Origin of the sequence: Streptomyces sp. ICBB 8177, from assembly GCF_003144095.1 — a bacterium.
In the GTDB taxonomy this organism is placed as follows: domain Bacteria; phylum Actinomycetota; class Actinomycetes; order Streptomycetales; family Streptomycetaceae; genus Streptantibioticus_D.
This window is the reverse complement of record NZ_NSKH01000005.1, coordinates 1-15,614: the sequence shown is the minus strand read 5'-3', so window position 1 is coordinate 15,614 and position 15,614 is coordinate 1. Positions and strand designations below refer to the sequence as shown.

Genomic DNA, 15,614 nt, shown 5'->3' with positions numbered 1-15,614 from the left:
ACCTCGGCGATCTGCTCCAGCGTGTCGTTGGCGCCCTTGACGTAGGCGGCGTGGTGCTTGGCGTGGTGCAGCTCCAGGATCTGCCCGGTGATCGCCGGTTCCAGCGCGGCGTAGTCGTACGACAGGTCGGGAAGCGAGTACGTGCCCATGCGGGACACAACCCCTTTCAACGTTCGACGAAGACAGTCATGCGCCCTGGTCACACTATTGCGCAGTACTTGCAATTACTATCAATGCGCCTCAGCATGTCATGTGTGGGGTCGGCCCGTCAGCTTCCTGCCAGGCGCGGTCGCTGATCGTCTTTGCACCCGGCGTCCGCCGGTTTCCGGTCGGCCCCGCACCAGGATTGACGAAGCGTCAGGCGCGGCAACGGGGGCAGCGTCCAGTGAGCAGCACGGTGTCGACCTCGAATCCGGTCAGGTCAACCGCCTCAGGCAGCATCGCGTCCACGCGCGCGGCGGGCAGCTCTGCCACGGCGCCGCAGTCCCGGCAGACGAGGTGGTGATGCGGTTCGGCGACCAGCCCGTAGCTGTTCTCCCCCGCCGCGGTCGTGAGGGAGTGAACGATCCCGATCGAGGTGAGCCGCTCCAGAGCCCGGTAGACGGTGGACATCTCCAGCGAACCGCCGTCGGCGAGGATGCGCTCGTGGATCACCCGGGCGGGCAGATGCCCGCCCGCCTCGACCAGTGCTCGTACGACCTGGAGGCGCGACTGCGTACACCGGCCGCCGTTGCGCCGCAGCAGGTCGCGGCAGTGGGCCAGCGTCTCCTCCGCACGGGCCCCCGCCTCCGAGGGCGTGCCGGTCGTCGTGCGCCCCACCGAAGCCTCCTCACGCCTCCTGCGTCACCCCGTGACGCCGCCGCTTGTTGCAAATATATTGCAACTAGGAATGCCACGCGTCTACGCTTCGCGCCGCCGTCTCCGAGGCAGTAAAGGAAGTGCGCCCATGGCCACGGTTCCCGCCGCACCGTCCGAGACCGCCACCCCCTCCCACTGGAAACGGATCACCACGTCCATGACCCGCGGGGAGTGGACCCGTCTCGCCGGGATGGTCTCCTTCATCGTGGCCCTGCACGTGATCGGCTGGTTCACCCTCGTCGCGATCGTGACCCCCGAGCACTACAGCCTCGGCACCAAGTCCTTCGGCATCGGGATCGGGGTGACGGCCTACACCCTGGGCATGCGGCACGCCTTCGACGCGGACCACATATCCGCCATCGACAACACCACCCGCAAGCTGATGAACGACGGCCAGCGCCCGATGTCGGTGGGCTTCTGGTTCTCGCTGGGCCACTCCACCATCGTCTTCCTGCTGGCTCTCCTGCTGAGCCTCGGCGTCAGAGAGCTGGTCGGCCCGGTCAAGGACGACAACTCCAGCCTCCACCACTACACGGGCCTGATCGGCACGACGGTCTCCGGCGCGTTCCTCTACGTCATCGCCGCGATCAACCTGGTCATCCTGCTGGGCATCCTCAAGGTCTTCCGCGACATGCGGTCCGGCGCGTTCGACGAAGCCGCGCTGGAGGAGCATCTGAACAACCGCGGGTTCATGAACCGCGTCTTCGGCCGCCTGATGAAGTCCATCAACAAGCCATGGCAGATGTACCCCGTCGGAGTGCTCTTCGGCCTGGGCTTCGACACCGCCACCGAGGTCGCGCTGCTCGTGCTCGCCGGCACCGGCGCGGCGTCCGGACTGCCGTGGTACGCGATCCTGTGCCTGCCGGTGCTGTTCGCGGCCGGCATGTCGCTGCTGGACACCATCGACGGCTCGTTCATGAACTTCGCCTACGGCTGGGCGTTCTCCCGGCCGGTGCGCAAGGTCTACTACAACATCACCATCACCGGGCTGTCGGTGGCCGTCGCCCTGATCATCGGGACGATCGAACTGCTGTCCATCCTGCAAGGACAGTTCGACCTCGGCGGTCCCTTCTGGAACTGGATCGCCACGTTCGACCTCAACACCATCGGCTTCGTCATCGTCGGCCTCTTCCTGATCACCTGGATCGGGGCCCTGGTCTACTGGCGCGTCGGCCGCGTCGAGGAGAAGTGGTCCGCGGGCATGCGCCCCGCCGACCCGTCGGGGGGCTGACGAGCGCAGGGCCGTGCCGCGGGCCCCGGTCGGCAGGCGGCACACGCCGCGCCGGCCGGGGCCCGCGTCGTGTGCGCCGGGGTACGAGACACCACCCGGTCTTATTGCACAATGGTTGCAGGTGCGTATTCAGCGCATTAAGTCAGAGGTGTCGGGAGGCCGTGGTGGCGGGTTCGGGTTCGCCGGTGGTGCTGGGGATCGAGTCGTCGTGCGACGAGACAGGCGCGGGCCTGGTGCGCGACGGGGTACTGCTGGGGCACGCGGTGGCGTCCAGCATGGACGAGCACGCGCGCTACGGCGGCGTCGTGCCCGAGATCGCCTCCCGGGCGCACGTGCACGCCATGGGCCCGGTGGTGCGGCAGGCGCTCGCCGACGCGGGCCTGCGGCTGAGCGACGTCGGCGCGGTGGCCGTGACCACGGGGCCCGGCCTGTCGGGCGCGTTGCAGGTGGGCGTGGCCGCCGCGAAGTCCTACGCGTACACCCTGGGCGTGCCGCTGTACGGGGTCCACCACCTCGCGGGACACGTGGCCGCCGACACCTTGGAGCACGGCCCGCTGCCCGACCCGTGCATGGTGCTGATCGTCTCCGGCGGCCACACCTCGCTGCTGCTCGTACGGGATCTCGCCCGCGACCCCATCGTCCACCTCGGGGACACCCTGGACGACGCCGCCGGGGAGTGCTTCGACAAGGTCGCCCGTGTGCTCGGGCTGCCCTATCCGGGCGGCCCGGCGATCGACCGGGCGGCCCGCGAGGGCGATCCGGACGCCATCCGCTTCCCCCGGCCCATGACGGGACCGCGCGACGACCGCTACGCCTTCTCCTTCTCCGGCCTGAAGACCGCCGCCGCCCGCTGGTCGGAGGCTCACAACGGCGGATCGCTCCACGTGGCCGACGCGGCCGCCTCGTTGCAGGAGGCGGTCGCCGACGTCCTCACCCGCAAGGCGGTCACCGCCTGCCGGGACCACGACGTGAAGACCCTGGTCGTGGTCGGCGGAGTGGCCGCCAACTCCCGCGTACGGTCACTGGCCCAGGAGCGCTGCGAGGCCGCCGGCATCGAACTGCGCGTACCGCCAATGAAGTTGTGCACCGACAACGGCGCGATATCGCCGCCGTCGGCGACCTGCTGGTCCGCGCCGGAGCCGACCCCGCCCCGCTGGACGTCTCGATCGACCCGTCCGCGCCGCTGGAGTACGCCGCCCTGCACCCCGTCGCCCGACCGGTCGCGCCGAGAGCCGCGTGACGACCATGCGGACGCTGCTCCTGTGCGGCGGGGAGATCCTGCCCCACGCCACTGACCTGCGCGAGGTGTACGCGGACGCCTTCGGCGACGCGCCCTGGCACGAGGACGACACGTACGCCAACGCGTTCTTGAGCCGACTGGAGGGCCACGCCGACCGGCCCGGGTTCCATGCCGCGCTGGCCTTCGACGGGCAGCGGCTGCTGGGCTTCTGCACGGCCTGGCTCACCCCCGCGCCGTTCCCCGGCGACCGTTGCTACCCCCAGGTCGCGGCGGCGCTCGGCCCCGAGCTGACCGGCTCCTGGCTCTGCGGCAGCCAGGAGGTCGACGAGCTCGCGGTGCGCGCCGAGGCCCGGGGCCGCGGTCTGGGCACCGCGCTCCTCGACGCCGTCACGAGCCGGGCCCCCGACGACTCGTCGTGGCTGATGACGTCGGTACGGGCCCCGGACGCCGTGCGCTTCTACCGGCAACTGGGCTGGCGGCAGATCGTCCACCCTGCGCCCGAGGGCCGGGGCATGGCGGTCTTCCTCGCCCCGCGCCATCCCGCCATCCCGTCCGACTGAGCCGATTCGGAGCAACTCCCCTTGCGCACCGCCGAGATCCGCACCCGTTTCCTGGACTTCTTCGCCGCCCGAGGCCACACCGTGGTCCCCAGCACGCCGCTGCCGACGCCCGATCCCACGCTGCTGTTCGTCAACGCGGGCATGGTCCCGTTCAAGCCGTACCTGGCCGGCGAGCACAAGGCGCCGTGGCCCAGGGCCACCAGCGTGCAGAAGTGCGTGCGCACCCTGGACATCGAGGAGGTCGGCAAGACCACCCGGCACGGCTCGTTCTTCCAGATGAACGGGAACTTCTCCTTCGGCGACTACTTCAAGCGGGAGGCCATCGCCCTCGCCTGGGAACTGTCCACGGCGCCGGTCGTGGACGGCGGCTACGGACTCGACCCCGACCGGATCTGGGTGACCGTCCACCACTCCGACAGCGAGGCGCGCGGCATCTGGCGCGAGGTCGCGGGGCTGCCCGAGCGGCGGATCGTGGCCCGCGGGGACGAGGACAACTTCCGGTCGATGGGTGTGCCGGGCCCGTGCGGTCCGTGCTCGGAGCTGTACTACGACCGCGGCCCGTCGCTCGGCCGTGAGGGCGGCCCGGCAGTCGACGAGGACCGCTACATGGAGTTCTGGAATCTCGTCTTCATGCAGTACGAACGCGGTGAAGGCGTGGGCAAGTCCGGCTAACCGATCCTCGGCGAGCTGCCGCGCCGCAACATCGACACCGGCATGGGTCTGGAGCGCATGGCCACCCTGCTCCAGGGCAAGGACAACCTCTACGAGATCGACGAGACCCGTCCGATCCTGGACCGAGCCGCCGAACTCGCCTCGGTGCGCTACGGATCCGACCCGCGGGCCGACATACGGCTGCGGGTGGTCGCCGACCACGTGCGCACCGCGTCGATGCTGCTGGCCGACGGCACCGCGCCCGGCAACGAGGGACGCGGCTACGTCCTGCGCCGCATCATCCGCCGCGCCGTCCGCTCGATGCGCCAACTCGGCCACCAGGAACCGGCGTTGCCCGAGCTGCTGGCCACGGCCCGGGACTGCATGGCCCCCGGCTACCCCGAGGTCACGGAGTCCTACGCGCGGATCAGCGACCAGGCGTGCGGCGAGGAGGACGCCTTCCGCGCGACGCTCAAGCAGGGCACCACCGTTCTCGACACCGCCGTGTCCCAGGTCAAGAAGGATGGCGGGCGCACGCTGCCGGGAGCCCAGGCGTTCCTGCTGCACGACACGTACGGCTTCCCCATCGACCTGACCCTGGAGATGGCCGCAGAGCAGGGCGTCGAGGTAGACCGCGAGGGGTTCACGGCCCTCATGAACGACCAGCGCGAGCGGGCCCGCGCCGACGCCCGCGCCCGCAAGTCCGGTGGTACGGCGGACACTTCCGCGCTGCGTGCGCTGCTGGACGCGAACGGCCCCACCGACTGGCGGGCCTGGAACACGTTGACGACGGAGTCGCGGGTGCTGGGCGTGCTCGGCGCCACCGGGCCGGTACCGGTCGCCCGTGCGGGCGAGATCGTCACCGTGATCCTGGACCGCACCCCCTTCTACGCCGAGTCCGGCGGCCAGGACAGCGACGCCGGATGGCTCTCGGGAGCCGACGCGGAGACCGAGGTCCTCGACGTCCAGCGGCCCCTGCCCGGGCTGGTCACCCACCACGTACGCGTGATGACGGGCGAGTTGACGACAGGTGACTCCGTGGTCGCCGCCGTCGACCCCGAGTGGCGGCTCGGCGCCCGCCAGGCGCACTCCGGCACCCACGCCTGCACGCCGCCCTGCGCGAGATCCTGGGCCCCACGGCCCTGCAGTCCGGCTCCTACAACCGGCCCGGCTACCTGCGCCTGGACTTCCCCTGGCGCGGTGCCCTGTCCCCCACGGTCCGCGGCGAGATCGAGGAGGCCGCCAACCGCGCCCTGCGCAGGGACCTCCCGGTCGGAGTGCGCTGGATGACCCTGCCCGAGGCCAAGGAGATCGGCGCGCTCGCCCTCTTCGACGAGACGTACGGGGAGAAGGTCCGGGTCGTCGAGATCGGCGGCCCGTGGTCACGGGAGCTGTGCGGCGGAACACACGTCGCGCACGCCTCCCAGATCGGCACCGTCGCCCTGACCGCCGAGTCCTCGGTCGGCGCGGGCATGCGCCGCGTGGAGGCCGCCGTGGGCATCGAGGGCTTCGACTACCTCGCCCGCGAACGCGACCTGGTCTCCCGCATCGCCGAACAACTCGGCGCGCCGCGGGCGGAGTTGACCGAGCGGATCGCCGGCCTCCTGGACCGGCTGAAGGCGGCGGACCGGGAGAACGCCCGCCTGAAGTCCGAGGCGACAACCGTGCGGGCCGCCGAACTGGCCGCCGGGGGCGTCGACGCGAACGGCTCCCTGGTCGTCACCACGACCATGCGGGGTACCGCGGCCGACGCGCGGGCCCTGGCGCTGGCCGTCCGCGACCGGCTTCCCACCGGGCAGTCCGGTGTGGTGGCGGTGGCCACCGAGGACGGCGGCCTCGTCGTCACCCTCAACCGTCCCGCCAACGAGGCGGACTCAACGCCTCCACCCTCGTCAAGCGTCTGCTGAACGGCCGCGGCGGCGGCTCGGCGCAGATCGCCCAGGGAGGTGGCGTGCCACGCGACCGGCTTCGCCAGGTGCTGGCCGACGTGCCGCGCGTCGTCTCGACGGGCTGAACGGATCCGTAAAGGCGCGACCAGGATTTTATTGCCAAGAGCTTGCAACTGAGATGACTTGTCAGTGGCTCGATCCGGCCCCTAGTCTTGCCGGGCCGTGGTGTTCGGGAAGACCGGTGCGATACCGGAGCGGCCCTCGCCACTGTGATCAGGGAGTCATCGTGTCGTCCCCGCCGTTCGCGCGGCGGGAGCCACTGGGCCTCGGCCCGGGAAGGCGGACGCGGCGGCGTTCGACCTGTCAGCCAGGAGACCGGCCACGGCACCGCATGACGAACTGTCCACGAGGTGCTGGAGAGGCTGCCCCGACATGGCCCTGCCCGAAAAGACGTCCGCTTCCCCGGACACGCCCGCGACCACGGTCCCCCAGCGCTTCGGCCGGGCCGACTGGATACGCACCGGCGTCCTGCTGTCGGTGATCGCCGCGCTGCACGTGCTGGCCTTCGCGATCCTGGTGATGATGGTCGCGCCGCACCACTACACCGTGGGCAAGCAGGCGTTCGGCGTCGGGCTCGGGGTGACCGCGTACACCCTCGGCATGCGGCACGCCTTCGACGCCGACCACATCGCCGCCATCGACAACACCACCCGCAAGCTCATGGCCGACGGACAGCGCCCCATATCCGTGGGATTCTGGTTCGCCATCGGACACTCCACCATCGTCATTGCCATGGCCGGACTCATCGCCGCCGGCGCCAAGGTCGCCGGAACCCTCGTCGACGAGAACTCCTCCGCCCACGTCACCCTCGGCGTGATCGGCACCACCGTCTCCGGCACCTTCCTCTACCTCATCGCCGCACTCAACCTCGTCGCCCTCACCGGCATCTACCGCGTCTTCAAAGCCATGCGCGCCGGGAACTTCGACGAGCACGAGCTGGAAAAGCACCTCGACAACCGCGGCTTCATGAACCGCATCCTGGGCCGGATGACCAAGTCCATCCGCCGACCCGGCCAGATGTACCCGGTCGGCGTGCTGTTCGGCCTCGGCTTCGACACCGCCACCGAGGTCGCCCTCATGGTGATGGCCGGCTCCGGCGCCGCCGCCGGCCTGCCGTGGTACGCGATCCTCTGCCTGCCCCTGCTGTTCGCCGCCGGCATGAGCCTGTTCGACACCCTCGACGGCACGTTCATGAACTTCGCCTACCACTGGGCGTTCTCCAACCCCGTGCGCAAGGTCTACTACAACCTCACCATCACCGGCCTGTCCATCGCCGTCGCGTTCGTCATCGGCACCATCGAACTCGTCGGCGTCCTGCACGACAACGCCGGACTCAAGGACGGCCTCACGAACTGGATCTCCGGCATCGATCTCAACAACGTCGGATACGTCATCGTCGGCCTCTTCGTCGTCGTGTGGGCCTGCGCCCTCGCCTACTGGCGCCTCGCCAAAGTCGAACACCGCTGGGGCGCCAAGACGGAAGCCCCGGAAGCGGGCTGACCCGCCACGCCCACGCCTCGCCCTGCCTGATCCGGCAGGGCGAGGCGTGGGCGTTCGATGCAGGACGCCCGACGGCGGGCGGACCAGGTGAGGCGAGAAATCCCATGTCCACACACGCGCCGAAGCCGACTCGGATGCGGCTCAACGGCCGGGAGATCGTGCTTCTTCCACAAGAGGAGTATGAGCGGCTCGACGCCAGCCGACGACAGGTCGGCGCCCAGCACACCCGTCTGAGAAAGGCACGTCAGCAGCTCGACACCCTGGAGGAACTGGTGGCGCAGGCGCGCGCCTTGCTCGCGACGCGCGCACCGCACACCTGCTCCGGCTCGCTGCGGGAACCGGAGGCCACGAGGCCGGAGTGCCCAGCCTGCCGCTTCCTCACCCGCAGTCGGGACGAAGGACAGCCGCGGTAACGAGCCGTTCGGCACGGCGGCGCCTTACGGCCTGGAACGCGCCCGCCGCGTGAACGCGTTCCACCGGGCTCAGTCCGTGGCGGTGAGCGGTGCGTAGGCGTCGGGGCGATCGGCCTGCACCTGCCGCACACCGCGGGGCGACTCCGCCTGGGCGCAGGCACTGCGGTCGACGGCCACGTCCTGGGCTGCGACGCACCGGATCCCGGTCGTCGTGCGTTCCGTGCCCTTCGCGGCCACGCCCGGCGAAGCGGCGGAGACGACCCGGCTCCTGCTCGCGGAGGACCCCGCGATCGACGCGGTGATCTGCGGCCCCGACGGCGCGGCTCCCGGTGTCCTGGGCGCGGCGATCGCGGCGGGCCGCGCCGTCGGCCGCGACTTCCTGGTCGCCTCCTGCGTGGACGGCGTGGCCACCCGGACCAGTCACCCGCCGATCACCGCCATCGACCTGCGCCCCGCCGACTACGGCCGCGCCTGCTCCGCCCTCCTGTGCGACATCCTGGCCGACCGCACACCGGCGGACGCAATCCGCCACCACGACTGGGCACTTGGGACACGCGCCTCCACGCGTCCTGGCTGACCCCGTCACAGGGCCGCCGCCATGTGTTGCCCGACGAACCGCCGGGCAGCACATGGCGGCCCTGTCGATCAGACGGCGTTCCGCCGTGCCCTGACCAATGCGAACGCGGCGGCGGCCAGGCCCAGGACGCCCACCGCGAGGCCCGCGATGCCGAGGTCCCTGGCGGTGGAGTCGTCCGCCGTGGCCGCCCTCTGCTGCTTCGCGGGAGCGGGGGACGCGTCGTCGTCGCTGTCGGCGGAGGCCGGCGTGAGTTTCAGGGTCGGCGCGGGGTGCTCGGGCTCCGACTGGCCCGGCTGCTGCTCGTCGATCCAGCGGACGATGTCGCCGTCCGAGTAGGTCTGGAGCGCCTTGAAGACCAGCTCCTTGCCTGAGGTGGGCAGCTGGCCGAAGGCCACGGTGAAGTCCTGGTACTGGCCCGGGGCGATCCTCCCTCCGGTCCAGACGATCTCCGAGACGGCCGTGGTGATGTCGCCGTCGTCGGTCTTGATCGGGGTCTTGAGGTCGACGCTCTTGACCTGTGCCGTCCAACCGGGGACGGGCGAGACCAGGACGGAGGGGATGGGCTGCCCGGCGGGGAAGTAGACGTCGACCTTGGTGGTGTCGGCGTGGTCCTCCTCGTTCGGCACCCGGAAGGTGATCGTGCCGTCCTCGCTGCCCCGCGGGTAGCTGTCGGGGTGCACGGTGACGTGGGCGAACGCGGCTCCGGCACCGGCCAGGACGGTCGCGGCGGCGAGGCCGCCGGTCAGCACGGCACGACGCAACAGCAGCGAACCGCGAGTGGGGGTCTGGGGAAGCGACATGGGGGTGAACTCCTTGGAGCGTGGGACGGGAGGGCGGCTCCGGGAGCCGCCCTCCCACCGGGGGTCAGGCCGCGACGAGTTCCGCGGCCTCGATGGCGTGGATCAGCGAGGTCCTGGCGCGCGCCACCCGCGAACGCACCGTTCCGACCGGGCAGCCGGTGACGGTGGCGGCCTCCGCGTACGGCAGGCCGACCAGGTGGGTCAGGACGAACGCCTCGCGGCGTTCGTCGGGCAGGGCGTCCAGCAGTTCGCGCAGGGCCAGGCCGTCCTCGAAGCCGGGCAGACCGTGCGGCTGCGTGCGCTCCGCCACGAGCTGCCAGTCGGCGGTGTCGGACAGCCGGGGCCTGCTGGCGGCGTACCGGAAGCGGTCGGCGACCGTCCGGCGCGCTATGGACAGCAGCCAGGTACGCGCGCAGGACCGCCCCTCGAACCGGGGCAGGCTGCGCAGGACGCGCAGGTAGGTCTCCTGTGTCAGGTCGTCGGCGGCCTGGCGGTCGCCGCTGAGGTAGGCCACGTAGCGCCACACGTCGAGCCGGGTGGCGCGCACGAAGCGGTCGACGGCGAGCGGTGAGCCGTCGCGGGCCGCGAGGGCCAGCTCGGTCACCGCGGCGTCGGTGGCCGCGTACGGCCCGGGGGCGGTGTCACGAGCACCAGGCCGCCGGGGGCGCGCGGGCGTACTGAGGGCAGGGGTCATCACCAAGGGTCCTTGGAGGTGATCCGGACGGCGTCGGGCCGCCCGGTGACATGAAGCGGACGCTCCCCGGGCACGGCGCTGGGCGACGTGCTCAGGACGGCACGTCCGCGGGGGCGTTGACGACGCGGCTGAGGCGGGACCCCGGCTCGGTTCCACGGTCACAGGCCGCACGCGGCGGCGCGGGAAGCCCGCGAGGGCGCCCGGCCGCGCGGATTCCGGTCCGGTCCACGCCGTCGCGTCGGTACGAGCGGTCGTCAGCCGCGCCGGAGGACCCCCGGCCGGAGGGCGGGGAGGGACGTCAGGCGGGCAGCACGACCGCCGCCCGCGGCGGCCCCCTGGAGACGATGGCGTGGGCGAGCAGCAGCGACCGGGCACGCCTGCGCGACCGCGTCCCGCCGCGTCGCGGCAACGGCCGAAGCGCCGTCGGCGGGGTCCACAGCAGGAGCACGAGCGGCGAGAACAGCCGGGCGGCGACCGCCCGGCCGAGCTGGAACGCGGCACGCTCCCCATAGGCCAGCCAGACACCGCAGAGCACGGCGGCCAGCACGTGGGCGGCCACCATGCCGGCCAGGCCGTAACCGTGCGCCATCGCACCCATGCCGGACATGCCCATCGACGTCGCGGCATGTACGGCCGGGGCACCGTGTCCGCTGGACATACCCGGCATGTTCGCCATCCCGGCCATGTCACGCATTCCCGGTGTCGAACTCATGCCGGACGGCGGTGCGTTGAGGTGGCCGCCGAGTCCCGCCGTGCGCACGACCCGTTCCGCGTCGGCCGGGGAGATCCCGGCGGCGGCCCCCGGACCGCACAGCAGGACGGCCGCCCACCGCTGAGCCGGCGAACCGGCCCCACTGGGCGCGGCGACGGCCTGCCCGAGGGAGAACAGCGAGTGCAGCGCGAGCTGGACGACGACGGTCACGCCGGTGACGAGGCCCCGGCCGCGTTCACGCCCGGCGAACGCCCAGCCGACGCCGGCGGTCACGGCTCCCGCGATCAGCAGCATCCAGCCGGGAATGCCGGCCCCGGACATCAGGATGTGGCCGAGGGCGGCGAACGGCACGCAGACGGAGGCGAACATCGCCGCCCGCGTCACCCTGGAGCCCCGCCCTGTCGTCATAGCGGCCTCATCGTCCCATCCACGCTTTCCGGACGAACAGGGGGGCGGCGGGAACCGGACGCGGCGCCCGTCCGACTACCGGTCCGTGGAACAGAGCAATAGTGCGCCGTGCCTCCGATACCGGCATCACGGCGTGGCAGATTCCGTAGAGGGCGGAGTTGGCGGCGGACAGCAGTCGGTTCACGTCGTCGCCCGCCGCGAAGGCGTCCCCGGGCTTGTAGTCGCTTTTGGTCCACGGGACCCCGGTACTGCAGGCGCTTGAGCCGGTTGCGTACAAGAGCCTCGAGTCGGGTCGAGTGCCGGCTCGGTTGGCGAGCCTCCGGCGTGACGTGTGCCCAGACCCACTCCACGAGTTTGAGGTCGGGCGAGTAGGCGGGCAGGAGGAAGGCTCTCAGCCAGGCACGCTCTGCGATCAATTCGCACATGGCATGGCGATCAGTCCTGGCGAGCGGCGGCCGCTGGCCTCACGACCGGAGTGCGGGCCCGGCCGGCCTCGATAGATGTAGCCCCTGTAGGCCGCCCGCCCTCCCTGATGAGCCAAAGTCAGTGAACCCGCAACGCCCCAGGCCAGCCACCGCCTCGTGCACCAACAAGCCCCTCTTCGAGCGTCAACCTCCGACCGTCACCAGTGGGCCGCAGGGGCGGCGTGCCGAGGCGCGCCTCTCTCCCACTTGTAAAGAGGAACATCGCTCCGTATCGTAATGCGGAGCGGCGCTCCATATTTTGATTCTGTTCCGGCGCCACGGCACGGCCCCTTGGGACCTTCTACGAAAGGCGTCCATCCCATGAGCGACACCACATCCGCCGTCGGCGGCATCGAATCCAGCACCCCCGTCATCTCGGTCCGGCCGGTCACCCTGGCCTCCCCGGACCGCGGCCAAGACCTTCAGGTGCGGGTCACCGCGCCGACCACCGGCCACGGCCTGCCGGTGGTCGTCTTCTCCCACGGCATGACCTTGACCATGGACGACTACGCCCCGTTGGCCGACTTCTGGGCCGCCCACGGCTTCGTCGTCATCCAGCCCACCCATCTCGACTCGCTGGGCCTGCCTCCCGACGATCCGCGGGCTCCGCTCATCTGGCGCATCCGCACAGATGACCTGACCGGCGTCCTCGACCAACTCGAAGCCATCGAGGCGGGTGTGCCCGGACTGGGCGGCCGCATCGACCCCGACCGCATCGTGGCCGCGGGACACTCATGGGGCGCGCAGACCGCCAGCACCCTGGCGGGCGCGCGGGTCAACGATGCCGACGGCACGGCCGGGCAGAGCATGACCGACCCGAGGGTGAAGGCCGCGGTGCTGCTGTGCCTGCCCGGTGTGGGCGGACAGGACCTGAGCCCGTTGGCAGCCCAGTACTTCCCCTTCATGAGCCCGGACTTCGCCGAACTGAAGACGCCGAGCCTCATGATCGCCGGTGACCGTGATCAGTCGCCGCTGACGGTACGCGGTCCGGACTGGTTCACCGACGGCTACCGTCTCAGCTCCGGCGTCACCGATCTGGTGACCCTGTTCGGTGCCGAGCACGGACTGGGCGGCATCCAGGGTTCCAATGACACGCGGACCACCGACCCAAGCCCCGAGCGGGTCGCACTCGTCCAGCAGCTAACGCTGGCGTACATGCGGACAGCGCTCGGTCTCGACGGCGACGTATGGCCCGCCGCCCGCCGCTCCCTGGAGGCGGGCACCGATCCGCTGGGAAAGATCGACTCGAAGTGAGCGGTCCTCTCGAGCCGCCTCGCAGCCCAATTTCGCAATCATGACCGCCTCGGCGCAGGTCGCCTACAGCGACCTGCTACGGGTGTGGCGCGAGGCGGACGGCATGGCGCAGATCGAGCACGCCTGGGCGTTCGACCACCTTATGCCGAACGGCGGCAACCTCCGGACCCGTCAGTTCTTCCACCAGCTGCCGAATGTCGCAGTGAAGGCGGTGACGGCCTTCGGCCATCTGCCCTGTCTCTCGACCCCTGACGAGCCGGCCCTTTCAGGGGCCGAGCGTACGATCCCCGGCGCGAGCCCTCGACGATGCGGGCATGTTCTCTGCAGCCGGCCACGCAAACCCCCTCCCTCAGGCTGTCGTTGGTTCCGCCGTGGCGCCACGCGTCGGAACGCACCCCTCTAGAGGTGGGAATCCAGGACTTCAATGTGCGAGAATGCGCCAGACCGAGGATGTGGAGCCGCGCTCCATATTGAGTGAGGAGCACCGCTCCCCCGTGCCGCTGGAGGTGACCACGTGCCCACGGACGCGACGTCATCGTCCAGCGGCGGCCGGGCCAGGCGATCCGATGTCCGCCGAAACGAGCAGAAGCTCCTGGAAGCAGCCGCGGCCGTGTTCGTCCGTATGGGAATCGACGCTCCCGTGCGGGAGATCGCCGCCGAATCGGGCCTCGGCATGGGCACCATCTACCGCCACTTCCCCACCCGGGCAGACCTGGTGGTCGGCGTCTTCAAGCACCAACTCGACACGCTCGCCGCCGCCGCGGACACCCCCCCGGCCGCTGACACACCTTATGAGGCCTTGCGGCTGTGGGTGCACCGGTTTGCCGACTTCCTGGTCACCAAGCACGGCTTGGCCGAGGCGCTGCACTCCGACCAAGCCGGGTTCGAGACCCTTCACGCCGAGTTCGTCGACCGCCTGCTGCCCGTCCTCGACCAGTTGCTGAAGGCCTCCGCCACCGCCGGCTACACACGGGTCGACGTGCGGGCTTACGACTTCATGCTCGGCATCGGCAACCTGTGTATCGGGGTGGAGACCTTCCCTGACTACCGGTCTCGGCAAATGATCGACCTGCTTCTCGCCGGCCTTGCCCTGCCTGTCCCGGCACTGGCAGACAACCAACCGGAATAGTGCCGCCGAGCCGGGTCCCGGGGTCTGTGCGGTGAGTGGTGTAACTCCCGAGCTGGAAGCGACAGTTGATGGCTGACGTGACGAGTGACACCGAGGCCGGGAAGGCCGCTGTGAGTGGGAGGGGCGCCGTGGACGACGGGCTGGTGGCCGAGTTGGTTGCCCGGGCTCAGGCCGGTGACGTGAAGCTCCTACCGGGGAGGGCGGCCTCCTGCAGCAGCTGACCAAGCGGGTGCTGGAGTCCGCGCTGGAGGGCGAGCTCACTGATCATCTGGTGCACGAGCCCGGCGAGCGGGCCGAGGGCGGCCGGGACAACTACCGCAACGGGCACCGGTCCAAGACGCTGATCACCGAGTCGGGGCCGGTCGAGATCACGGTGCCGTGACCGGGCCGGGTCGTTCGAGCCGCAGCTGGTCAGGAAGCGTCAGCGGCGTCTGGGCGCCGTGGACGAGATGGTTCTGTCGCTGTCGGCGAAAGGGCTGACGCACGGGGATCTCCGCGCATCTCGCCGAGGTGTACGGCGCGGAGATCTCCAAGTCCACGATCTCCACGATCACCGACAGCGTGATGGCCGGCATGGCGGAATGGCAGAACCGTCCGCTGGACAGCGTCTACCCGGTCGTCTTCATCGATTGTGTGAACGTGCAGATCAGGGACGGGCAGGTCGCCAACCGGCCCGTGTACATGGCGGTCGCGGTCACCGCCGAGGGACACCGGGACATCCTGGGCCTGTGGATCCGCAAGGCCGTCCGGGCCCGGGGGCACTTCCCCACCGACCAGGCCGCCCTCCAATGCGTCTACCTGGCCGTCATGAGCCTGGACCTGACCGGGACCGGACGCTAACGCTGGACCATGCGCTGGAAGGCCGCACTCCAAGCCTTCGACATCACCTTCGACGGCCGACTCACCGCCGGACGCCGCTGAATAGAACTCACCGAGTTCCACCGTTCGCTACACAGCAGGACGTGCGCGCCGGAAGACCGTGACGGCCGCCCCGTCGGCAGGGGCAGCCGTCACGGGGCCGCACAGGGTCAGTACCGGTGGCGGACAGGACCATCCCCTGGGCTCGGGCTTGCCAGGGGGTGGTACGGGCAGTCAGCGGAACAGGCGGAAGAACCCGCGTACCTGCTGGACCAGTGAATCCGGCTGCTCCAGCGCGGCGAAGTGGCCACCATGC

At 70.7% G+C, this 15,614-nt stretch carries 11 protein-coding genes, 6 pseudogenes and 1 riboswitch; of the genes and pseudogenes, 11 read left to right on the top strand and 6 right to left on the bottom strand.

Going from position 1 to position 15,614, the window contains the following annotated elements:
* A pseudogene (locus CK485_RS08135) lies at positions 1-149 on the bottom strand (superoxide dismutase); the annotation flags it as partial.
* 208 nt (positions 150-357) lie between these two features.
* Positions 358-819: a Fur family transcriptional regulator gene (locus tag CK485_RS08130; protein WP_109448581.1), complete on the bottom strand. Its 462-nt coding sequence runs from the start codon at positions 817-819 to the stop codon at positions 358-360.
* Between the two features lie 127 nt (positions 820-946).
* Between CK485_RS08130 and CK485_RS08125 the strand changes: the two genes are divergently transcribed.
* The 7 genes and pseudogenes from CK485_RS08125 to CK485_RS08095 all read left to right on the top strand — a co-directional run bounded on the left by CK485_RS08125 (position 947) and on the right by CK485_RS08095 (position 8,979).
* Complete coding sequence (locus CK485_RS08125; RefSeq protein ID WP_241968220.1) at positions 947-2,089, top strand: HoxN/HupN/NixA family nickel/cobalt transporter; 1,143 nt, start codon at positions 947-949, stop codon at positions 2,087-2,089.
* Positions 2,090-2,274: 185 nt separating this feature from the next.
* A pseudogene (gene tsaD / locus CK485_RS08120) lies at positions 2,275-3,329 on the top strand (tRNA (adenosine(37)-N6)-threonylcarbamoyltransferase complex transferase subunit TsaD).
* A 5-nt stretch (positions 3,330-3,334) separates the two neighbouring features.
* Positions 3,335-3,889, top strand: a complete 555-nt coding sequence (locus tag CK485_RS08115; protein WP_109448583.1) for a GNAT family N-acetyltransferase — start codon at positions 3,335-3,337, stop codon at positions 3,887-3,889.
* 21 nt (positions 3,890-3,910) lie between these two features.
* Positions 3,911-6,554, top strand: a pseudogene (gene alaS / locus CK485_RS08110) (alanine--tRNA ligase).
* An 81-nt stretch (positions 6,555-6,635) separates the two neighbouring features.
* A riboswitch (cobalamin riboswitch) is annotated at positions 6,636-6,828 on the top strand.
* A gap of 33 nt (positions 6,829-6,861) precedes the next feature.
* Entirely contained in the window at positions 6,862-7,989 is a 1,128-nt protein-coding gene (locus tag CK485_RS08105) for a HoxN/HupN/NixA family nickel/cobalt transporter (RefSeq protein WP_109448580.1), read from the top strand.
* Between the two features lie 104 nt (positions 7,990-8,093).
* Positions 8,094-8,402 (top strand): hypothetical protein, encoded by a 309-nt coding sequence (locus tag CK485_RS08100; protein WP_146214504.1) that lies wholly within the window; start codon positions 8,094-8,096, stop codon positions 8,400-8,402.
* 160 nt (positions 8,403-8,562) lie between these two features.
* Complete coding sequence (locus CK485_RS08095) at positions 8,563-8,979, top strand: substrate-binding domain-containing protein (protein ID WP_109448576.1); 417 nt, start codon at positions 8,563-8,565, stop codon at positions 8,977-8,979.
* 68 nt (positions 8,980-9,047) lie between these two features.
* Here CK485_RS08095 and CK485_RS08090 read toward each other — a convergent pair whose 3' ends face one another.
* The 4 genes and pseudogenes from CK485_RS08090 to CK485_RS29485 all read right to left on the bottom strand — a co-directional run.
* The gene (locus CK485_RS08090) at positions 9,048-9,779 is read right to left on the bottom strand and encodes a YcnI family protein (RefSeq protein ID WP_109448574.1); all 732 of its coding nucleotides are present in this window, start codon (positions 9,777-9,779) and stop codon (positions 9,048-9,050) included.
* A 64-nt stretch (positions 9,780-9,843) separates the two neighbouring features.
* Entirely contained in the window at positions 9,844-10,473 is a 630-nt protein-coding gene (locus CK485_RS08085) for a sigma-70 family RNA polymerase sigma factor (RefSeq protein ID WP_109448572.1), read from the bottom strand.
* A 298-nt stretch (positions 10,474-10,771) separates the two neighbouring features.
* Entirely contained in the window at positions 10,772-11,593 is an 822-nt protein-coding gene (locus CK485_RS08080; RefSeq protein ID WP_109448570.1) for a hypothetical protein, read from the bottom strand.
* Between the two features lie 124 nt (positions 11,594-11,717).
* Positions 11,718-11,840 (bottom strand): annotated as a pseudogene (locus CK485_RS29485) (type I-E CRISPR-associated endonuclease Cas1); the annotation flags it as partial.
* A gap of 538 nt (positions 11,841-12,378) precedes the next feature.
* Between CK485_RS29485 and CK485_RS08065 the strand changes: the two are divergent.
* The 4 genes and pseudogenes from CK485_RS08065 to CK485_RS08050 form a co-directional block, all read left to right on the top strand.
* Positions 12,379-13,311, top strand: a complete 933-nt coding sequence (locus CK485_RS08065; RefSeq protein ID WP_109448568.1) for an alpha/beta fold hydrolase — start codon at positions 12,379-12,381, stop codon at positions 13,309-13,311.
* 40 nt (positions 13,312-13,351) lie between these two features.
* Positions 13,352-13,471: pseudogene (locus CK485_RS29480) on the top strand (LLM class flavin-dependent oxidoreductase); the annotation flags it as partial.
* 354 nt (positions 13,472-13,825) lie between these two features.
* Positions 13,826-14,440, top strand: a complete 615-nt coding sequence (locus CK485_RS08055; protein WP_109448566.1) for a TetR/AcrR family transcriptional regulator — start codon at positions 13,826-13,828, stop codon at positions 14,438-14,440.
* A 149-nt stretch (positions 14,441-14,589) separates the two neighbouring features.
* Positions 14,590-15,277, top strand: a pseudogene (locus tag CK485_RS08050) (transposase); the annotation flags it as partial.
* Positions 15,278-15,614: the final 337 nt, after the last annotated feature.